The sequence below is a fragment of the Streptomyces sp. NPDC056480 genome, assembly GCF_042795405.1.
Taxonomy (GTDB): domain Bacteria; phylum Actinomycetota; class Actinomycetes; order Streptomycetales; family Streptomycetaceae; genus Streptomyces.
The window spans coordinates 8,851-28,667 of the sequence record NZ_JBHTSA010000104.1 but is presented as its reverse complement, the minus strand read 5'-3'; the positions used below and the strand labels follow the sequence as shown (position 1 = coordinate 28,667).

Annotated in this window: 19 protein-coding genes and 2 pseudogenes; 11 read left to right on the top strand and 10 right to left on the bottom strand. The window is 70.1% G+C overall.

The window, feature by feature from the left end:
• Nucleotides 1-105: 105 nt before the first annotated feature.
• Nucleotides 106-618 (bottom strand): MarR family winged helix-turn-helix transcriptional regulator, encoded by a 513-nt coding sequence (locus ACFQ79_RS32085; protein ID WP_383589978.1) that lies wholly within the window; start codon nt 616-618, stop codon nt 106-108.
• 107 nt (nt 619-725) lie between these two features.
• Between ACFQ79_RS32085 and ACFQ79_RS32080 the strand changes: the two genes are divergently transcribed.
• From ACFQ79_RS32080 to ACFQ79_RS32070, 3 genes are all read left to right on the top strand, one after another.
• Nucleotides 726-1,928, top strand: a complete 1,203-nt coding sequence (locus tag ACFQ79_RS32080) for a PP2C family protein-serine/threonine phosphatase (RefSeq protein WP_383589977.1) — start codon at nt 726-728, stop codon at nt 1,926-1,928.
• A 109-nt stretch (nt 1,929-2,037) separates the two neighbouring features.
• Complete coding sequence (locus ACFQ79_RS32075; RefSeq protein WP_383589975.1) at nt 2,038-2,523, top strand: ATP-binding protein; 486 nt, start codon at nt 2,038-2,040, stop codon at nt 2,521-2,523.
• Between the two features lie 216 nt (nt 2,524-2,739).
• Nucleotides 2,740-3,165: an SsgA family sporulation/cell division regulator gene (locus ACFQ79_RS32070; RefSeq protein WP_383589973.1), complete on the top strand. Its 426-nt coding sequence runs from the start codon at nt 2,740-2,742 to the stop codon at nt 3,163-3,165.
• Nucleotides 3,166-3,216: 51 nt separating this feature from the next.
• Here the strand turns inward: ACFQ79_RS32070 and ACFQ79_RS32065 are convergent, their stop codons facing one another.
• Nucleotides 3,217-3,639, bottom strand: coding sequence for an ATP-binding protein (locus ACFQ79_RS32065; protein WP_383589971.1), 423 nt, complete (start codon nt 3,637-3,639; stop codon nt 3,217-3,219).
• Between the two features lie 265 nt (nt 3,640-3,904).
• Between ACFQ79_RS32065 and ACFQ79_RS32060 the strand changes: the two genes are divergently transcribed.
• The 3 genes from ACFQ79_RS32060 (at nt 3,905) to ACFQ79_RS32050 (ending at nt 6,490) form a co-directional block, all read left to right on the top strand.
• Nucleotides 3,905-4,741 carry an RNA polymerase sigma factor SigF gene (locus ACFQ79_RS32060; RefSeq protein ID WP_383589982.1) on the top strand — a complete coding sequence of 279 codons (837 nt, stop codon included), beginning with the start codon at nt 3,905-3,907 and terminating at the stop codon, nt 4,739-4,741.
• Between the two features lie 329 nt (nt 4,742-5,070).
• A complete protein-coding gene (locus ACFQ79_RS32055) occupies nt 5,071-5,442 on the top strand; it encodes a hypothetical protein (RefSeq protein ID WP_383589969.1) in 372 nt (123 codons plus the stop codon).
• A 214-nt stretch (nt 5,443-5,656) separates the two neighbouring features.
• Nucleotides 5,657-6,490, top strand: a complete 834-nt coding sequence (locus ACFQ79_RS32050) for an SDR family oxidoreductase (protein ID WP_383589967.1) — start codon at nt 5,657-5,659, stop codon at nt 6,488-6,490.
• A gap of 48 nt (nt 6,491-6,538) precedes the next feature.
• Here ACFQ79_RS32050 and ACFQ79_RS32045 read toward each other — a convergent pair whose 3' ends face one another.
• From ACFQ79_RS32045 to lanKC, 5 genes are all read right to left on the bottom strand, one after another.
• Complete coding sequence (locus tag ACFQ79_RS32045) at nt 6,539-7,348, bottom strand: polysaccharide deacetylase family protein (protein ID WP_383589965.1); 810 nt, start codon at nt 7,346-7,348, stop codon at nt 6,539-6,541.
• Between the two features lie 236 nt (nt 7,349-7,584).
• On the bottom strand, nt 7,585-8,457 hold the full coding sequence (locus ACFQ79_RS32040) for a pyridoxamine 5'-phosphate oxidase family protein (protein ID WP_383589963.1): 873 nt from the start codon (nt 8,455-8,457) through the stop codon (nt 7,585-7,587).
• Nucleotides 8,454-9,689 (bottom strand): globin domain-containing protein, encoded by a 1,236-nt coding sequence (locus tag ACFQ79_RS32035; protein ID WP_383589961.1) that lies wholly within the window; start codon nt 9,687-9,689, stop codon nt 8,454-8,456. The genes ACFQ79_RS32040 and ACFQ79_RS32035 overlap by 4 nt, the downstream gene beginning before the upstream one ends.
• Nucleotides 9,690-10,403: 714 nt before the next feature.
• The gene (locus tag ACFQ79_RS32030) at nt 10,404-11,387 is read right to left on the bottom strand and encodes a phosphotransferase family protein (RefSeq protein WP_383589960.1); all 984 of its coding nucleotides are present in this window, start codon (nt 11,385-11,387) and stop codon (nt 10,404-10,406) included.
• A gap of 323 nt (nt 11,388-11,710) precedes the next feature.
• A complete protein-coding gene (gene lanKC / locus ACFQ79_RS32025; protein WP_383589959.1) occupies nt 11,711-14,464 on the bottom strand; it encodes a class III lanthionine synthetase LanKC in 2,754 nt (917 codons plus the stop codon).
• Nucleotides 14,465-14,657: 193 nt separating this feature from the next.
• Here lanKC and ACFQ79_RS32020 point away from each other — a divergent pair, with 193 nt between their 5' ends.
• Together ACFQ79_RS32020 and ACFQ79_RS32015 are read left to right on the top strand one after the other, a co-directional pair.
• Nucleotides 14,658-14,993, top strand: coding sequence for a hypothetical protein (locus ACFQ79_RS32020; protein WP_383589957.1), 336 nt, complete (start codon nt 14,658-14,660; stop codon nt 14,991-14,993).
• A gap of 92 nt (nt 14,994-15,085) precedes the next feature.
• Nucleotides 15,086-15,517: a hypothetical protein gene (locus ACFQ79_RS32015; RefSeq protein WP_383589955.1), complete on the top strand. Its 432-nt coding sequence runs from the start codon at nt 15,086-15,088 to the stop codon at nt 15,515-15,517.
• A 13-nt stretch (nt 15,518-15,530) separates the two neighbouring features.
• Here ACFQ79_RS32015 and ACFQ79_RS32010 read toward each other — a convergent pair whose 3' ends face one another.
• Nucleotides 15,531-15,932 carry a transposase gene (locus tag ACFQ79_RS32010; RefSeq protein WP_383589953.1) on the bottom strand — a complete coding sequence of 134 codons (402 nt, stop codon included), beginning with the start codon at nt 15,930-15,932 and terminating at the stop codon, nt 15,531-15,533.
• Between the two features lie 318 nt (nt 15,933-16,250).
• Here ACFQ79_RS32010 and ACFQ79_RS32005 point away from each other — a divergent pair, with 318 nt between their 5' ends.
• Nucleotides 16,251-16,727 carry a hypothetical protein gene (locus tag ACFQ79_RS32005; RefSeq protein ID WP_383589952.1) on the top strand — a complete coding sequence of 159 codons (477 nt, stop codon included), beginning with the start codon at nt 16,251-16,253 and terminating at the stop codon, nt 16,725-16,727.
• Nucleotides 16,728-16,739: 12 nt separating this feature from the next.
• Here ACFQ79_RS32005 and ACFQ79_RS32000 read toward each other — a convergent pair.
• Nucleotides 16,740-17,626 (bottom strand): annotated as a pseudogene (locus ACFQ79_RS32000) (IS5 family transposase).
• Here ACFQ79_RS32000 and ACFQ79_RS31995 point away from each other — a divergent pair.
• Nucleotides 17,569-18,447, top strand: a pseudogene (locus ACFQ79_RS31995) (IS5 family transposase). The pseudogenes ACFQ79_RS32000 and ACFQ79_RS31995 sit on opposite strands and share 58 nt — an antisense overlap.
• On the opposite strand, the gene ACFQ79_RS31990 reads toward ACFQ79_RS31995, so the two are convergent.
• Nucleotides 18,399-19,145 (bottom strand): hypothetical protein, encoded by a 747-nt coding sequence (locus tag ACFQ79_RS31990; RefSeq protein ID WP_383589980.1) that lies wholly within the window; start codon nt 19,143-19,145, stop codon nt 18,399-18,401. The pseudogene ACFQ79_RS31995 and the gene ACFQ79_RS31990 overlap by 49 nt on opposite strands.
• A 108-nt stretch (nt 19,146-19,253) precedes the next feature.
• On the opposite strand from ACFQ79_RS31990, the gene ACFQ79_RS31985 reads away from it, so the two are divergent.
• The gene (locus ACFQ79_RS31985) at nt 19,254-19,688 is read left to right on the top strand and encodes a hypothetical protein (protein ID WP_383589950.1); all 435 of its coding nucleotides are present in this window, start codon (nt 19,254-19,256) and stop codon (nt 19,686-19,688) included.
• The last annotated feature ends 129 nt before the right edge of the window (nt 19,689-19,817 follow it).

The following is a 19,817-nucleotide window of genomic DNA, read 5'->3' as shown; positions in this document are numbered from 1 at the left end:
CCCAAACCCCCTTCCTATTTGGGTCGGGTGGTCTGTTTTTTTTTTATAACCCCCCGCGGGGGCCCCCCGGGCGCCCCCCACGTCGGTGCGGACTTCGCGCGGGGATCAGGCCGAGCTGACGTCCTTCAGCGGCGTGCGCGGCTGTGACACGGCGGTCGGCCCGCTCTGCTCCAGAGCCTCGTGAAACCCCGTCAGCCCTCGCAACAGGGCCTTGCGGCTCGTCGGTGACATGTCGGCGATGACCGCGAGCAGGGCTTTCTCCCGCTGGGCCCGGAGCTCCCGCAGGTACGCCTTCCCGTGCACGGTCAGATGCAGTTCCAACTGCCTCCGGCTCACCGGGCTGGGCAGCCGCTGGACGAAGCCCAGTGCCTCCAGCCGGTCGCACATGCGGCTCACCGAGGGCGGCGCGGAACCGAGCAGGTCGCCCAGTGTGCGCAGGCTGATGCCCTCCTCGCGGTCCAGGCTGTACAGCACGCGCAGCTGACTCGCCGAGACCGGTGTCGCCGACACCATGTCCCGGCCGCGCTCCCACAGCACCTCCAGCAGCTCGATGAGCTCCCGCGCGGCCTCGGCCGCCTGCTCCGGTTCCCGTGCGGACGGGGCGGGGTTGGTGTTCATGCCTGCCGACACTCCTCGGGCGTCCGGGGCCGAGGCCGTCGGCCCTGCGACGGACCGGTCATCTCCACATCTCTCCAGAAGGCGGTACGGATCCGGTGGATCGACACGTGACAGTGGAAGGCGCACTGCGCGGGGCGGCACCACACCTCCTTCTGGACTCCCTCCGTACCGGTCTCGCGCGGCTCTACGCCGCGTCCTCCGCCGACCTGCTGCTCATCGACTACGGATTCACGTCCCTGCGCCCCGTGGCACCGGTGCAGGCGCCCGCCGGGATGCCGCAGGTACCCGTGGACGCGGGCCCCGTCGGTCGCGTCTTCCGCACGCAGCAACCATATCTTTTCCGGGATGTCGGCCCCACGGCGACCGTTTACCTCCCCGTCACGGTCCGCGGCGACCGGTTCGGCGTGCTCGTGGTCGTCCTGCCCGCGGCCAGGTGCACCCCGCAGACCACCGAGCGTCTCGGCCGGGTCGCCGAGACGCTCGCGCACGCCCTGCGCGTCGCCGACCGCCACACCGACCTGTACCGCAGCACCCGCAGGACGCACGCCCTCAGCGTCGCCGGGGAGATGCAGTGGGACATCCTGCCGGGGCGGGCCTGCGCCGGGCCGGCGTTCGATCTCCACGCCTACTGGGAGCCCGCCTACACCTCGGGAGGGCACCTCCTGGACTGGAGCGTGACCGAGGACGCACTCCTGCTGGCCGTCGCCGACGGCGTCGGTCCCGGCACCCCCGCCGCCCTGGTGAGCACCCTCGCCCTGACGGCGATCCGCAACGCACGGAGGGCCGGGCTCGACCTGGTGGGGCAGGCCAGCCTCACCGACCAGGCGCTCTACGGGCAGTACCGGGGGAAGAGCGCTCTGGCCGCCCTCCTGCTCCGCCTCGACCTGGCCACCGGCGAGATCGAGGTGGTCGACGCCGGGTCGCCGACCCTCTGGCGGATCCGCGGCCCCGTGACCGAGCGCGTCGAACTGGACCGCCAACTGCCCCTCGGCATGTTCGAGGACACCGTCTACGCCACCCAGCGCCTGCGCCTCCGGCCCGGCGACCGGCTCGTCTTCGTCGCCTGCGGCACGGGCGAGCCTGCGGGCGCGGGGGAGTACGAGGCACCGGACGGACCCGTCTCCCGGGCGCTGGCCCGGAGCGGCCGCCGGCGCGGTGCGGACGCTCCCGGAGCCGTCGTGCGGGCGCTGCGCGACGTACCCCGTGGCGCACCGGACGCCGTCCTCGTACTCTGTCTCGACTGGCGTGGTCACGGGGCGGGGGCACCGGACGCGAGCCGGGACGGGCACCCCGCTCCGCCCCCTCCCTGACATGTCGCCGATGTGTGATCCCGTTGAGCGGTGTGGGAACCATGAAGACGGGAAAGGCGGGGTACGAGGTGCCCCAGCGCACCCACCGGACGAGGGGAGTACCAGCGCCATGACGGACGCGATGACCGCGGTGCCCGCGGCACGGGACCCCTTGCTGTCCGCGAGTGTCGTCTACGACGACGCCTCCGGCGGCGGTGCGATCGCCTCCGCCCGCGCCTTCACGGCCGACTTCCTCGCGGCCGCCCCGTCCGTGCGGCGCGAACCGGTGCCCGACGAGCGCGTCGAGCTGGCGCAGCTGGTGGTCAGCGAGCTCGTGACGAACGCGGTCCGGCACACGGCCGGCCCCTGCCGACTGCTCCTGGACCTGCGTCAGGACACCCTGGAGATCTCGGTGTTCGACCGTGAGGCCGCCGCACCCGTACCCCGCGAACACGATCCCCGCCGGATCGGACAGCACGGCGTCGAGATCGTCGTCGCCGTCTGCGAGAGCCTGAGCGTGGAGCCGCACCCGGAGGGGAAGCGGGTCCGTGCGTGCCTCTCCCTCCTGCCCGAGTACGCCGACACCGCGACCCCGGCGGACCGACGAGCGCGCTGACGTACCCCGAGCGACCCCGGCGGACCTCCCCGGCCCGTCACGGGCTTCTGCTCCCGGACCGTGGGCCCGGGCGGTCCGACGACCCCGCTCCCGGCGCCCTTCACGAAACCGCGACGCCATCGTCGCATCCGTCTCGTGCGCAAGAGGTGTAGCAGGGAGGGGACGGGTCAAGCGGAAACAGCACCCGCTCGCCACGCCCCTCAGCCGGAGGACCCCATGCCCCAGCCCCCCGTCGCGCCCCTTCCCTCGCCGCGCGTCCTCACGCGGCCCATGGCCATGGAACTGCTGACCCCGGACGCGGCGGTTCCCATCGAGACCACCGTCGGCTACACCTCCCGCGACCCCCACGCGCTGAGCATCGTCTTCCACCTCCTGGAGGACGATCCCGTCGTATGGCGCGTCGACCGCGAGATGGTCCTCACGGGAGCGCTGACCGCCACCGGTGCGGGGGAGGTCCACCTGAGGCCCGCTCCCGGCGGCCGGCTCCTCCTGCGGCTCGGCCCGTCCGGGCACTGCGCCACGGTCAGGTGCGACCAGGACGGCCTCGCCCGCCTCGTACGCGACACCCTGGCCCTGGTGCCGCAGGGCACGGAGGAGAGCCACATCGACTGGCAGCCCCTGCTCGCCTCTCTCAGGAGCTGAGGTGAGGGGTGCGGGCCGCCGCCTCGCACGAAGGCGTGACGCGCACGTGCCTCACTTCGCCCGGTCGGCCGAGGGCGGCCCGAAACAGGCGGTGACGTCCTTGCCCCGAGGGCAGGAACGGATCCGCACCTCGTCGGCGAGGGCGCCGATGAGGAGCAGGCCACGCCCGCCCAGAGCGTCGTCGTCGGGGTGGCGTGGCTCGGGAACACGCGACGACGCGTCGTGCGCGGTCACGTGCAGGCACTCCTCGTCCCACGTGAGGATCAGCTGCGCGTCGCTGTGGGCGTGGACGTGGGCGTTGGTGACCAGCTCGGAGACGGCCAGCACCACGGAGTCCACCAAGTCCGGTGCGGTACGGTCCCAGCCGAGCGTCGCCAGATGGTCACGCGTCCAGTCGCGTGCCGTCTTCACACTGCTGCCGAGGGGCAGCGACCGAGCCCACCCGACGGCTCTCAGTGACGGATCCTGTGTCATGTCTCTCCTTCGAACGACCGGGTACGGCACCATCTTTCTGCCTTCCTTCTGACTTCCTTCTGCCCAGCGACCTGTGCAGGAAGCGGGCCTCCGCCGCTCGACGGCCCCGACAGACACCGTGGGGAGGACTTCTGAGTACCCCTCGGAAATTCTCCGCACATTCGTCCGTGTGGATCTCGCCGTTCCGGGTAGGCGAGCTGACACAGGGCCACGAACTCCCGGCTCGGGACACACGTGAAAGGGGAATGGCGTGACGCTCATGACGATGTCGGCCAAGGTGATTGAGGCCGGAACGGGAACGCTGCCGGTGATCCCGGACGCGGTGGCGGTCGCGCCGAAGGACGCGCGGGCTCTTTCGAAGGTCTTCTTCCAGGAGCTCACGGTGCTGGAGGAGGGAACGCACGAGTACCAGTACGCGCGCAACACCCTCATCGAGATGAACATGAGTCTGGTCCGCTACGCGGCCGGGCGGTTCCGTCATCGCGGCGACGAGATGGAGGACATCGTCCAGGTCGGCATGATCGGACTGATCAAGGCGATCGACCGTTTCGAGCTCTCGCGGGAGGTCGAGTTCACCACGTTCGCCGTGCCCTACATCGTCGGGGAGATCAAGAGGTTCTTCCGGGACACCTCCTGGGCGGTGCACGTACCCCGCCGCCTGCAGGAGGCCCGGGTCGAACTGGCCAAGGCGACCGAGGAGCTGAGCACGCGCCTGGGCAGGACGCCGACGGTCAAGGAACTCGCCGAGCTGATGAGCCTCACGGAGGAGGAGGTCACGGAGGCCCGGCTGGCCTCCAACGGCTACAACTCCTCCTCGCTCGACGCCGCGCTGAGCGGCGAGAACGAGGACAGCGAGGCCTCCCTGGCCGACTTCATCGGCAGCGAGGACCCCGCCATGGAGCTGGTGGAGGACTTCCACGCCCTGGCCCCGCTGATCGCCGACCTCGACGAGCGCGACCGGCAGATCCTCCATCTGAGGTTCGTCGAGGAGCTCACCCAGTCCCAGATCGGGGAACACCTGGGCTGCTCCCAGATGCATGTCTCCCGCCTGCTCTCGCGCACGGTGAAGCGCCTGCGCCAGGGCCTGCTCGAAACCGGCTGAACCTCACGGGCGACCGAGGACATCGGCTCGGCTGACAGCACGTGAAGGAAGGAAGGGCCCGGACACGAGGTGTCCGGGCCCTCCTTCACGCCGGGACGGCGCCGCTCAGCGGCTGTCCGACGAGAGGTTGTCCTTGATCTTGGCGAGGGCGAGGGCGGAGTTTCAGACCTGGGACACGGTCGGCTTCGCCGAAGAACCTCAAGGGCCCGCCGGCCCGCCGGCCCGACGCCCTGAACGGCTCCCTCAGTACCTCCGTACCATTGCTGCGTCGGCACCGCCGCCGTGCCAGGGAGCGGGGTGACCGAATCACGGCACCCGGGGGAGTGGTCATGAGGAACAGCGAGAGTACGGATGTCTCTCAAGGACGGACACGTGCCGAGCGGCTGACCGAAGGGGTGACCGTCGCCGTGGCTTCGGCCCTCGCGGTCGCCCTGCTGACCGGCCCGGTCCTGGTCTTCGGCGCGACCACCTGGAAACTGCTGAGTGATACCGGTACCACCGTGTTCAGCCAGGCCGTGGCACCGGTGATCCTCCTCGTGCTCACGACCTCGCCGCTCGTCCTGGCCCGGTCGGTGTACCGCTCGGGCCGGCGGCGAGGCGGGGAGCGTCTGACGGCGGCGGCCCCGGCGGCGCTGACCCTGCTCGCGGGGGCCGTCGTGCCGCTCGCCGCTCTGTGGCTGATGCTCGTGTACGCGAACTGACCTGCCCGGGGTTCCCGCCGGCAGGGTGCCGACCGCCAGCACCCCGAACGACGTATGGGTGAGCCGTACACATCACAGGCGGTCCGCCTGACGTCCCGGGGACGTGGATCACCGTCACCGGGCTCATCCACGGGCAGACGCGTGCTTGACCTCAACCATGATCGAGGTCTTAGCGTTCCCTCTGGTTGATCACCTGACGACGGGACACACCCTCATGATCCTCGTGACCGGAGCCACCGGAAACATAGGCAGCGCCCTGCTGGACGAACTGCGTACACACGACGCCGGGCCGCTGCGCGGACTCACCCGTGATGCCGCTCGGTCCGACTTCCCCGAAGGCGTCGAGCCCGTCGAGGTGGACCTGTCGGAGCCGGCATCGTTGAAGCCCGCCCTGGACGGCGTGCGTTCGATGCTTCTCCTGCCGCAACTGGGCCCGGACGAGGAGATCCTCGCTGCCGCGCGGCGGGCGGGCGTGGAGCACGTCGTACTGGTCTCGTCCGTCACCGTCCAGACCCACCCGCATCTCGCCCCCGCCGCCGAGAAGCTGGCGGCTGAGGAACTGCTCAAGGCGAGCGGCCTGGCGTGGACGATCCTGCGGCCGACCCAGTTCGCCTCCAACACCCTGATGTGGGCGGAGTCCATCCGTGCGCACGAGACGGTCCACGCACCGTACGCGGACACGGCGCTGCCGACCATCCACCCCGCCGACATCGCGTCCGTGGCGCGGGTGGCGTTGACGGAGCCGGGCCACCACGGCCGCACGTACGCGTTGACCGGCCCCGAGCAGGTGTCACCGCGAGGTCAGATCGAGGCCATCGAGGCAGCCCTGGGTCGCAAGATCCCCTTCGCCGAGATCAGCCGCGCCCAGGCCCGTCCCCAGATGGCCGCGGTCTTCGGACCCGAGTCGGCGGACGCCGTGCTCGACGTCACCGGGGGAGACGTGAACGACGAACTGCTGAAGGTGCGTGACACGGTTCCTCGGATCACCGGAACCGCTGCCCGACCGTTTCGCCAGTGGGCTCTGGAGCACGCCGCCGCCTTCCGCTGAACCACACAGGCAGGGCACGTTCCCGCGTCCCCCGGTGAGCACGGGTCCTCAGGGAGCCGTTCGTACGGGGAAGCTGAAGGGGCGTCCCTGTTCCTTGAGCCACGGCAGGACCTGCTTGAGGGCCTCGACGGTCTGGCCGCGGTCGCCGCCGCCGTCGTGGAACAGGATCGTCGGCCCGTTGGACAGCTCGTTCTTGACCGTGCCGACGATGGCGCTCGTGCCGGGCTTCTCGAAGTCCTTGGTGTCCACGTTCCACCCCAGCGGCCGCATCCCCGCCTCGGCGGCGATGCGTCGGCTGTCCGGGGTGAACGCGCCGCCCGGCGCCCGGTAGTACTCCACCTTCGCGCTCCCGGCGGCTTCCTCGATCATCCGCTTCGCGTCGAGGATCTGCTGCTTCTGATACGCGACGGACTTCTTGTCCATCGTGGTGTCGTGGGACGTGGTGTGGTCGCAGAGGCGGTGGCCGTCCGCGACGACCTGCTTGACCAGGTCGGGGAACTCCTTCGCCCGCGGTCCGACCATGCAGAACACCGCCTTGACGTTGTGCTGCTTGAGGACCTCCAGCACCTTGGGCGTCCACTTCGGGTCGGGCCCGTCGTCGATGGTGATGTTCACGGCCTTCCCGCCCGCCTCGGCGGCGTGGGCGATCCCCTGGGGCATCCGCACCTTCGACACCGGCGGCGGGCCCGATGCCGGCTCCTTCGTCCGTCCCTCGGGCCCGGTCCCCTGCGAGCCCGCCCCCGTCCGGGCGGCGGCCTCGGTGTCCGTCAGCGCGGTGGCGCCCCACGCCGCCAGGCTGATCGCGACCGCCGATGCCGCCACGGCTATGTGCGTGGTGTACTTGCCCTTCAGCCCCATGTCCTGCCACTCCTCGCCGTGCCGTTCTCTACGCTCTCCCGGATAAGGGGACGGGAGAGAGGGCCGGAAGGTTTCACCCGAACAGGACCCAAGAACGGAAACATGCAGCGTGAGGGGCTCGGCACGGGGCTCGGACAGGGGCTCGGCATGAGTCTCGGACAGGGCATCGGAGAGGGACTGGGCCAGGGACTTGGCCAGGGCATCGGACAGGGACCCGGCCCGGGTCTCGGACAGGCTCAGACCGAGGCGCTTCTGCTGAACCAGCCGCTGAACGGCGGCGCCCCCGTTGCGGATTCGACCCCCGTCCCGGCCCCAGTCCCGGCCCCGGCCCCAGTCCCGGTTCCGTCGCCTTCGCCGAGGACGTGCCGCTCGGCCCTCGCCAGTACCCTCTCCGCCTCCGCCCGCCAGGTCGCCGCATCCGCGTCCGGACGGGGCGGCGGCAGGAAGGGGCCGCGCTCCGGCGCCTCGGAGGCCGCTCCGAAGAAGTCGCCGCCCTTGCGCTTGAAGTCGTCCGTCCCCCACGGGCGGCCGTGGCCGCGCGCGGGGACCTTCTGGAGGTGGGGGATGTGCTTGGCGCAGTGGATGTACGCCTCCTCCACGGTGATCACCACCCACACCAGCGCCCGTCGGCCGGGGACTTCGTCGGCAGGGAGCCAGGGGTGGGCGCGCCGCATCTCGTCGTCGGCCACGCTCCGGGCCGTGCCGTTGACGTGGAGCCCGATGCGGTCCCGGAGGAAGTCGACCATGAGGATGCCCACCTGCGGGTTCTCCTCGATGTTGCCCAGGCTGGCGTGGACGCCGTTGCCCCGGTACTCGGGGTAGGCGAGCGTCGCGTCGTCCAGGACGTGGAGGAAACCGGGCGGGCCGGCGCGGAAGGTGTTGTCGCACGAGCCGTTCCGGTCGGCTGTGGCGAGGAAGAACATCTCCTGCCGGTTCACGAACTCGCGCATCCGGGAGTTCAGCCGGTCGAGGACCTGGTCGGCGTAGAAGCGGTCCGCGCGTTCCGTGGTGCCCATGCGCTGCTGGACCAGGTGTTCGCCGTCACTGCCCGGACGGACGGTGCGCAGGGTCGTCGCCCCTTGCTGCCCGGCGTGTTCGAAAGTACTCACGTCGTTGCCCCGACCAGTTCTTCGATGGAGTCGTGCCGTATGCGGTGGGTGGGGACGCCGATGCCCACGAGGGTGTCGACGCTGCTCCGGATCATTCCGGGCGGTCCTGACAGGTAGGCGTCGTGGGTGTGCCACGGGCCGAACTCGCGTACGGCCTGCGGGATGCCGCCGGACAGCAGGCCGACGGGACCGTCGTCGACGACCGGGCGGACCGAGAGCCAGGGGTGCGACTGCTGCAGTCGGAGCATCGTCTCGATGTCGTAGAGGCCGTTGTTCCGGCGAGCGCCGTAGAACACGTCGACGGAGCGCCGCCGGCCGTGCTGGGCGACGTCCTCCACCAGGGCCTTGATGGGCGCGATGCCGGTGCCACCGCCGAGGCACAGGAGCCCGTTGCTGCTCGTGTGGTCCACGGTCATGGAACCGGCGGGAGGACCGAGGCGGATGACGTCTCCGGCACGGGCGCGGTGGACGAGTGCGTTGGAGACCCAGCCCGCGGGCACGGCTTTGACGTGGAAGGAGAGGAGTCCGTCGGAACGGGGCGCGGAGGCGAAGGAGTAGTGCCGCCAGACCCGCGGCCACCAGGGGGTCTCCAGGGTCGTGTACTGCCCGGCGAGGAAGGGGTACGGACCATCGGGCCGGACCGTGACGACCGCCACGTCCTTCGTACGCATGACATGGGCGACCACCTCGGCCTGCCACCAGGCCGGCGCACGGAGCTCGTCCTCGGTCGCCGCGTCGATCATGATCTGGGAGATCGTGGTGTAAGCGCCCACCCACGCGGCCTCGGTCCGCGGCCCCCAGGTCTGCGGGGCATGACAGGCGAGGGCGCCGATCAGGGCCTCGCCGACGGCCGGATAGTGCTCGGGGAGGGTGCCGTACTTCCGGTGCCCGCGGCCGAGGTGGGTCAGATACGTGGTCAGGGTGACGGGGTCGTCCGCGTGGGTCGCGGCCGTGAGCAGCGCCTTGAACAGCCGGTCGCGCTGGGTGTCCATCGCGGCGGGGAAGAGGTCCCGCAGAGCGGGGTGGCGGAGGAAGAGCAGTGCGTAGAAGTACGAGGTGACCCGGTCGGCGATCGGCTCGATCTCGGCCATCGTGCGGCGCAACAGCTCGGTGGGGGAGGCCGCCGCCGCCGGGGTGGGGGCCGGGGCGGGGGTGGGGGCCGGGGCTGCGGATGGGGTCGGGGTGGGGGCCGGGGCCGGTCGGCGTGCCGCCGGGCGCGGAGCTTCCGGCACGGACCGGCCGGTCCCCGGGTACCCGGTCTCCGGATACCCGCTCTCCGGGTGTCCGGGCCGCTGGGGCCCTGGCCGCTGAGGCCCGGGCGCTCCCGTCGAACCTCGCCCGAACCAGCCCCCGTCCTGACCGCCGGCAGCGGCAGCGGCAGCGGCACCGGAGCCGTGGCCGTCGGCCGACGGGGTGGTCGGAGCTTCCATCGGTCTGCCTCGCCTCGAACGTCTTTGGTCGGTCTTCGCCCACGGGGTCTGCATGTGCCCCGATTTCTTGTCGCCCACGGCGTTCGACGAATACTCGGACAGGTGAGCGGGCCCGACCATACCCCGCCCGTCGGAATTCCATGGATTCCCGCGACCACCCCCTCAGAAAGAGAAACTTGGCTGGTCAGAGGCTGGTTACTATCGAGTTGGAAGGGGTCGAGGCTGTTTCCGCTACGGCATGAGTGGGGAATTCGCCGACTGAAAACTCACGCCGTGACCCGAACTTCTCCACATCTGCGCCGGGAGCAGGCCGCGGTTGTCGTCGGCCGAATCGTCCGCGACGCCCGCGGGATCCGAGCATCGGGACCTACGCGCGTCACCAGGACCGCCGGCGCGTGCGGAGGACGCAGCCCGGCACGACGGATGCCCGCTCTGAACGCCGGTGCGGAGAAGCAACGCGGAGAAGCGACACCGGTGGCGTCCTCTCCTCCGCCGGGCGGCTTGCGGCTCCAGCCGTCAGGCGTAGCGGTGGAGAAGGGCTTCGATGTACCCCTCCAGCCTCTGAGTCAGGACTCCGGCTGTCAGATCCACGCGGCCCAGTTCACGCCAGGGGACTGCGACCTTCTCCGCGTCGGGAGCGAAACCCAGCGTGTCCAGCAGCCGCCAGTAGAGATGGTCGGCGCCGTCCTCGCTCAAGACGCCTCCCGCAGCCACGTAGCGATCGGCGAACCGCATGCCCTGAGGAACTCCGTGCAGCAGGGCAAGGGCCGTTGAGCAATGAGCCACGTCCAAGTCGGCCGGCCCCCACGAGGTCTCCACCCAGTCGACGACTCCGCTGATCCGGAGATCACCATCGGCGTCTGCGAAGAGGACGTTGCCGGGATGGAAGTCCCGGTGCAGGAAGCGACCCTGATAAACCGGTGGCTCCCGGCGGATGACGTCGACAGCCCGCTGCCAGAGTTCAGGCCGTTCCGTGGCTGCGGGAGGAGTCACTCGCTCGGGAGACGCCCAGGCCTGGTAGGCGCGAGGCCGCTGCCGCGCGGTCACCGGCAGCTGATGAATACGCACGAGTTGCCGCGCCAGCAGCTCGGCGCGCTCGTCAGCACCTTGATCGTCCAGGCGTACGGTCCCCGTCAGCAGGGACATCAACAAGGAGGGGTGATCGCAGTACCGCGCCGTCGCGTCCACCGCCACCAGCGTGGCCGCGGGCACGTCCGTGGCACCCAGCAGGCGCAAGACGGTCGCCTCGCGGGTCAGCAGACCCTCCGCGTGCCGGACGAAGAAGGGCTTGACGAAGGACCGCAGGACAAGTGAGCGCCGGCCATCCGGGCCATCGAGATCCAGGCGGCGCATCTCCGACGTCCAGCCGCCGCGCAGCCGTACGGCGTTCTCGATGCGCTCCGCCGCGGACAGCTTCTCCTCCACCCAGACGCGCGTGGCACCCCAGCCCTGACCGCCGAGATCCGCGCCGATGTCCTCGGCTCCCTCACTCCGGCCCATGGCGGCAGGCTAGCCGCCCTCTGGACGTGCACGGTGGGTGAGGGGCCCGGGACCGGTGGCAGGACCGCCGGTCCCGGGCCTCCCCGGGTGACGGCTGGTTACATCGGCTCGGGGAAGATGTCGCTAATGCTCCAGGCGACGCTGAAGCAGGGAGGGAGGGAGTTGGCCTCCGGCTCGGTGTCCAGGGCCTGGAGCGCGAGGATCTGACTCATGGATGCTCTCCACCTTCTTCTCGGGGTCGTGTCGGTCGGTGACTGCGTACCCGGGCACGGAGTTGCGTGTCGCCGTGCCCAGGCGCTCGGGGGGACGCTCGTCCGGCACCGTCAGTGGGCCGCGGGGATCCGGGGACGCGCGTGGTGGGGCTCCGTCAGGAGCGGTCCGGACAGCAGACGGCGGAGGGCGAGCAGGACTCCGGCTCCGCCGCTGGACAGGTCGGCGGTGAAACGCTGCGAACCCGCTCCGAGGAAGCGCACACCTCGCCGGTACGGGACGGCGTACTTCAGCAAGCCGGTCGCGGCGCGCACCGCGTCCCCGCGGGCCGCCTCCGTACCGGTGAACTCGGCGTGCTCGGTCAGGAACCAGCTCAGTCCGGCCAGCCCCCGGTACAGGCCCGCCTCCTTCGTGGCGCAGGAGACCCGGATGCCGGCCACCAGCCTCGGCAGCGCCGCGGCGCAGCGTTCGTCCGGCGCGGTGGCCACGTAGCGGGTGAGCACTGCCGCGACGCCGGCCGCGCCCGTGGCCAGGTACGGCATGGCACGGTGGACCCGCGTGTCGTCGGAGACGGACCAGGAGCCGTCGTCCAGCGGAAACGTCCGGTCCAGCTCCTGGTGCATCAGCGCGCGGCCCGCCTCCAGGTAGCGGGCCTCGCCGGTGTCGCGGGCCAGACGGTGGAGGAAGAGGGCGAGCCCCGAGCGGCCGTGCAGCAGGCCGCGGGCGTCGTGCTCGCCGAGGGTGACCGACAGGTCGGGGGTGCTCAGAAGACGCTCCCCTGCTGCGGCGGCCCGCTCCAGGTGGCTGCTCTCCCCGGTCAGCCGGTGCAGGGCGAGCCAGCCCAGGCCGACCCCGGGGCGTCCGCCGGCCAACGTGCTGCAGGAGGCGAGGAGCGAGTGGTCGTCGGCCTCCCGGAGCAGCTCCACGGCCTCGTCCAGCGACCCCAGCTCGGCCAGGACCCGGGCGATGCCGGCCGAGCCGACGAGCAGTCCTGGGGGCAGCGCCTCGCGCTGCGCCAGGGTGTCGTGGAACAGCCGTTCGCGGATCTCCGCCGGCACCGCGGCCCCGGCGCGATGCAGGGCGTGCACCACTCCGGCCGTGCCGTAGGCCAGGCACACGTTGTTGGTACGGAACGCCTCGGGCGAGGGCGGGAAGGCCCACTCCGGCCGGTCGGCGTCAGCCATCTCCAGCAGCCCCGCGGCGACCTCCTCGGACAGCCGGATGAGGCAGCCGCGCGGATCGGCGTCCAGCTCGGCGGGGGAGGGCAGGCGACCGGGACTGCCAGGGTCGTGCGCCTGGTCCTGTACCTGGTCCCGCGCGTAGCGCTCATCCCGGTCCCGCGCCCGGTCCCGCGCGTGCTTCTGCGCCCGGTCCTGTGCCCGGTCCTGAGTGTGCTCCTGCGCCCGGCCCCGCATCCGGTCCTGCGTGTGCTCCTGCGCCCGGTCCCGCGCCCGGGTCTCCGTCGGGTGAAAGGCGGTGGCCCGTTGCCACAGGTCCTGCGGTGGAGCCAGGTCCGCAAGATCGCGCCGTAGCAGCGCCAGATTGGCGGGCGCGTGTTCGGCGACCTCGTTGAACGGGGCCAGGAAGGCGAACGCGACCGCCGACATGCCGTACCGGTCCTGCAACAGCGGGTCGGAGCCGGCACGGAGCAGGCCGGCCGGCGGCGTGAACCCCGGGGTGCCGATCCCGGAGGGCGTCGAGGACAGGGCCGAGGCCGCTTCGAAGTCCACCAGCCGGATCCCGCCCGACGGCGTGACCATGATGTTGCCAAGGCTGAGGTCACCGAACCGGTAACCGGCGGCGTGCAGCCGCTTCAGCGAGGCGTCCAGCGCGGCCAGCAGGCGCCGGCACACCTCGTAGTACACGGCGACGGACTCGGTCGTCCGGTCGGCGCGGGCCAGCGGAGAGGACCGGCTCAGCCAGCCCACCAGCGGCTGCCCCGCGATGTACTCGGTGACGAGGAAGTCGTGTTCCCACTCCGTGAAGTGGTCCAGCGGCTCCGGGCCCACCCCGGGAGCGGCCGCGTGCAGCTCGCGCAGCACGCCGTACTCGTGCCGCAGCCGCTGCTGGGCGTCGGTCCCGTCGAAGACCAGGCCGTTGTGGGCGCGAGCCTCCTTGAGGAAGACGGTGCGGCCGGTACGACGGTCCCGGGCCTGGTACGTGCCGCCGGCGTTGCTCAGGCGCACCGCGCGGGTCACCTCGTAGTCGCGGATCAGGATCGGGCCCTCGTGCGGCTTCTCCTCCTCCTCGACGAAGGGGTCCGCGATGCCTGCGGGCAGGTGGAAGGCGGGCAGCCGCAGATCCACGACCTCGCGGCCGAAGCCGTCGAGGACCAGTCCTTCCCGGGTACCGTCGGCGCGCAGGCGGCTGCGTCCGGCGAAGGAGCCGTAGCGGTAGTGGACCGTCCGCGAGTCGCGGAAACGCCGGTCGGTGAGGACGTACGGCCCCTCCTCCCCGTCGAGCGCGTCGCGCAGGCGTTCCAGGAGGCGGCGGGCGGTGGCCGTGTCCGGCGGGTACGCGGCGCAGAACTTGCCCGCCTGGGCCCGTCCGGCGTGTTTGTGATGGAGGAACAGGAAGAAGAGCCGGGCGCTCAGGTGCTTGAACGGCACGCCTTCGGAGAAGCAGATCCGGGCGACCGTGTCGAGGACGTGCTGCGCCCGGTCCAGCCGCGCCGACACGTGGATCTTCCAGCCCTGTTCGGCGAGCCCGGTCCGCGGACTGCCCCAGGCCGTCCAGATGCCCTGGGCGACGCCGCGCAGGCCGGGTGGCACCTCACGGGGAGCGAAGCGCGGCCCGGGGTCGGCCACGCTGGGCAGCGGCAGGTAGTACTCCCGGTCCGCGAGCGCTTCGCCGAAGCCTTCGAGCACGGATTCTCCTCGCAGGGTGGTGAGGGGCGGCCATGACGGCTGCGCCAGACGCTAGGACCGGCGGGTATGGAAACGGTTCGTCGGCGGCATGCGACCGGTATCGGTATCAGGGAGGATCGCGGCAGGGCCTGTTGAGAAAGCGGATCCTTCTCTACGGTGATCACGATGTGGCGCGAGGGGACAGGACAGCCCGGTGACGAAGCAAGAGCCGAAGGCGTGGTACGGCGTCAGAACCTTCTATCGATGGCTGACCTGGGAGGACCGCCCCTACGAGGAGCGCGTCGTGCTGTTCCGGGCACGGTCCCTCGACGATGCCATCGCACTGGCTGAGCGGGAGTCGGCCGCGTACGCACGGGAGAGCGACTTCGAGGTCCTCGACATGGTGCAGGCATACCGGATCTCCGACGACGACGAGCAGGTGGGCGCGGGCACGGAGGTGTTCTCCCAACTGCATGCGGTCGACCTCCGGGAGGACGAGTTCCTCGACCGCTACGACTCGGGACCGGCGCACACGAAGATCGTTGAGTGATGTCGTCGAACACCTCGATGCCGAGCCGCGTGGACGCCACCCAAGCCGCTGGGCCGTGCATCGGAAGTGAATCTTGCACATAGGGTGTCGGCATGTCGCTGAGCCACATAACCCTCGCGTCCGGACGTTCGATCGAGCTCACCGAGCTGCGAATGTCTTCGACCTACGGAGGGATGCTGGAGGGCTACCCGTGCAAGCCCATCAATGACATGAAGGTCAGGGGCCTCCAGCGGCAGGCTGAACGTGCGTTTCCCTCCACGCCGGTCCATCTGGTTCCACCCTCCCCCGAGTACCCGGACCAGACCGCCGGCGCCTTCGGCCCCGTCGAGGTGCTGCCTTCCGTGGCCTGTATCGGTGCCTTCCGCTCGACAGCGGTCGCCCCTGAGCTCGACCCGGTGCTGCACCGATCCGCTCTCACCGTGGTCTGGTTCCAGACCGCCTTGAACGTCCCGTCGGGCGAGGACGCCGACCTCACGCTTCGCGGCATTCACTGGGAGGAACTGGCCCAGGACTACGAGCTCTAGCGACGGGTGCTGATCACAACCACTCGTTGATGACAGCGATGAGGACGGTCGCCTCATAGCGCCCGCCGCCGTATCGCGTGACGACGGCTCGGTGCGTCTTGAGGCGGTCGATCCCGCACTCGACCGCGTGACGCACATGGTCGTCGGCCGGGTCGAAACGCGGTGCTCGGCCGCTGCGGGAGCCGAGCTTCTGGCGATTGCGCGCCTGGTCGGCTCTGCCGGGGATGGTGCAGCGGATTCCGCGGCGGCGAAGGGAAGCGCGGTTCCTGCGGGAGGCGTACGCCTCGTCGGCCGCGACCCGATGGGGACGGAAACATGGCCGGCCCGACCCGATGAGAGGCACGCGGACCCTCTCCAGCACCCCCTCGAACTGCGGCGAGTCGCCGCGCTGCCCGGCCGTGACCACGATCGACATGGCTTCTGACCTTGCTGGACAGCCGGGTGCAGCGTGGTCGTGAACCTTCCGCGCGAGCGTCCCATTGAGGACGCACTGCCCTAGCCCCCTCGGCAACAGCAGCTCCAGCACCACCCACTGCTCGTCCGCGCGATCTCTCCGACCCATGACCCATGACCGGTGACCCGTGATCATTCACGGCCCAAGATCCACTTTCGGCACACGGCCCAGGGGTTGTCCGATGGGTCGTGTGGGCCGATCAGGGGTGTGGCCTAGGCCGTGTCCGATGGGTCGTGGCTCCCTGGGGCGTCAAGGAAGCGATGCGGCGATGATGTACGGATGTTCTACGAAGATCTCAGCGAGTACGACTACCTGGACGAGGATGCGTTCACGGACAGGGAGTCGTGCTTCTACGCGCTCTGGTACCGCCCGGCGTACACCCGCCTGAACGTCGGGTGGCTGGAAGCCGGCAAGCCGTACCCGACTGGAACGGTCCCCACCGCGTTCGTGGAGAAGCTGAAGGCCGTTCAGCAGGTTCAGTGGATGAACGTCTGCCTCGGAGTGCACGAATGTGACCTGTGTCCTGAGGAGAAGGCTCCGGAAGGTAATGGCGAGGTCCGGATCCCGGGCGAGCCCGGAGTCGCTTATGCCGCTCCGTTCCTGATCACGCACTACGTTACCGATCACGGTTACCGACCGCCGCAGGTCTTCATCGATGCCGTGCTCGCCGTCGATGTCGACGCGTGGGCCGCCGCGCGATGGCCCAGCGTCCCCTTCCCCTGGGTTCCGGATGACGTTGAGCTCCTGCTGGAGTAGGGCCGAGCGGACCTACGTACGCAGCCGGAGCCGGATCGAGGCGACGGTGACCGTCCCGTGAAAGACGTAGGCTCTCTTGTCATGACGAGTCGCGACCGCACGGAAGATCTTCAGCCGGTTGATCATTCGCTCCACTTCGTTGCGGCGCCGGTAGATTTCTCTGTCGAACCCGGTCGGACGGCCGCCCTTAATGCCGCGCTGCTGGCGGTTGGCACGCTGGTTCTTGGGCTCCGGGATCGTGTGCTCGATCTGGCGTCGCCGCAGATAGCTACGATTGCGGCACGATGAATAGGCTTTGTCGCCGCCAAGGTGATCGGGCCGAATACGCGGGTGTCCGCCGGCCGGCCGCGGAACCCGGATCTGTTCCAGTACGGGGATCAACTGTGGGGCATCGCCCCACTGGCCGGGAGCGATGACAAAGGCGAGGGGGCGGCGTCCACCCTCACCCGCCAGATAAATCTTGCAGGTCAGGCCACCCCAGGAACGGCCCAGAGCCTCGTCGGTTCGGTGCTGGACTGGCGTGCTTCGTCTGCCGGGGACTCTCGGCGGGCGGGAGTGAGCACCAGCCGCCTGCTGGTGGGCCCGGCAGGAGATGGAGTCCGCACTGACCATGCTCCAGTCGATCAGGCCCTCGGCATCGGCGTCGGCCTGGACGGCCCGCAGGATCCTCTCCCACGTGCCGTCTGCTGACCACCTGCGATGACGGTCATGAACCGTCTTCCACTTCCCGAAACGGGACAGCAAATCCCGCCACGGCAGGCCAGTCCGCTGCCGTGGCGGGAGAGGATCCCATTGATCACCTGGCGGTGGCACTGCCACCGCCCACCCCGCCCCGCGCTCCTTGGCAGATGCGGTTCCAGCCGAGCCCATTCCTCATCCGAAAGATCACCCCGCCCCACGGATCGCGTGGAAGTTCCAGACCGGATCGCAGTGGGTCCACCTGCCCGAGAAGTACGGGAACGGGCGGGGCGCCTACAACAGACTGCGGATGTGAGCCACCGACGGCATCTGGATGCGGGTGTTCACCGCGCTCATCGCGCAGGCCGACGTCGAGGAAGACCTCAGCTGGGCCGTCGCGGTCGACTCCACTGTCGTGCGCGCTCACCAGCACGCAGCCGGGGCCCGTAAGAAGGGGCCCCGGCTGGCGAGCCCGGCGACATTGCCATCGGACGGTCTCGCGGGGGACTGACCACGAAGATCCACCCCGCTCGCCTCCGGTGCCCACTGCCGGCCACTGGCCTTCGTGCTCACCGCCGGACAGGCCGGTGACGCGCCCGCCTTCACTCACGTCATGGCCCGCCTCCGTGTCCCTCGGCATCGAGGACGTCCCGGAACCAGGCCGGACGTGGTCCTGGCCGACCAGGCGTACTCCTCCCAACGCGATCCGCGATCCGCGATCCGCGATCCGCGAGCACTTGCGCAAGCGCGGAACCGGGCGGTCATCCCCGCTCCGGCCGATCGGCGCGGCCACCGGCTGCGGCGCGGCAGCCAGGGCGGCATGCCACCCGCCTTCGACCACGAGGCATACGAGCAGCGGAACACCGTCGAGCGCTGCATCAGCCGCCTGAAGCAGTGGTGGGGCATCGCCACCCGCCACGAAAAGACCGCAACCATCCACCTGGCCGGACTCTACGTCCCCGGCATCCTTCTTTGGTCTGCCAGGCCAACGACTCAGGAGCAGGAGCGAACCGCGTCGTCCCAGGCGCCAGGGCTGCGGTAGTGGTTCTTGTGCCCTGCGGCAAGTACGTGACGCAGTTCGGCAAGGTGATGGGTACTCGTGGGCAGATCCAGCCGGCCGAGGAAGGCCAGTGCGGCAGCGGGCTCCAGGTCGCCGTAGACGTCGTGGAAGCTCGCCAGGAGGCCGCGGAAGACGGCCGAGTGCAGGGCAGGAAGCCGCATGGCGGTGCGGTACGTCAGCTCCTTCACCGTCCAGCGCACCGGTCCCGAACACTCCAGAACCCGACGGGCTCGGCGGAGCAGGGCTTCCGATCGCTCGGCCACCACCCGGTCGATGTCGATACCGAGAACCTCGGCGAAGGCCGTCGCGGAAGTGGTGTGGTCTTCGAACCAGTCCACCCACAGCGAGTAGATGACGGCTTCGGCATCCCGATCCGCCTCCAGCCGCTGACGGTAGCCGTCCCACAGTACGTCGGCCGGCAGGGGGCCCTCCGCACTCGCGTTCGCGAACCGGATCTCGCACGTGACCCAGTACTCGTCGAGGAGGTCCAGTAGCCCGAAAGCCAACCGCACCTGGTCGGCTGCATCCAGGTCTTCGGCGAAGACATCACCGGCCCAGGAGTGCGCCACCTGGTTGGCGGTGAGCAATGCGTCCGGTTCCTCGTCGCTCACCCACCCGTCGTGCACCCGGCTGACGCCCTGATCAGCCAGCCAACGCCGTGCTGCCTCCTCGGCTCGCATCTCCACTCGGGAAGTATGGCAAGCCTCGCAGGATCCGAACGAAGCGTCCTGGGCGACCAGGACTTGTCCGGTCGATCATGGCTGTGGATCGTCGGGCATGATGCCCGGGTGAGCATCATCGTGAAGTTCTTCGTCGCGCCGGACGACACGTCAGCGAGCCTGACCCTCCAGACCGGGCCGGGACGGGCATTCGAGTCGCTCTCCTTCGGTAACTTCGATCCCGAAGAAGCCGTGGTCGAGTGGGAATGCCTCATGGCCGACGGCAGCTTCGAGGAACTCGTCGAAGCCGGTGAGCCTCGCATCGTCGCCGGCCAGGATCATGACGGATGCGTCGTCTTCGCGATCTCGCCTCGCCTGTCCACTGCGCTCGCGGATGCCACGCCCTCCAGGTTGAGCGACGTCTCCGCCTCGTGGACTCAACTGCGTGCGGAGGACGGCGAGGTCATCGACACCGAGATCGCCGAAGCGATCGTGGGTGAACTGGCCGCCCTCGTCACCAGTGCCCGGCGCCAGAACCAAAGCGTCTACTGCTGGGTCGCGTAGGAGCTCAGGTTCGGAGCCAGATCGCGACGGCCGCAGCGGTGGCGGTGCCGAGGAAGACGTAACCGCGCTTGTCGTAGCGGGGGGTCAAACCCCCCCGCCAGCATCCAGCGGGGGTTAGCCCCCCCCACG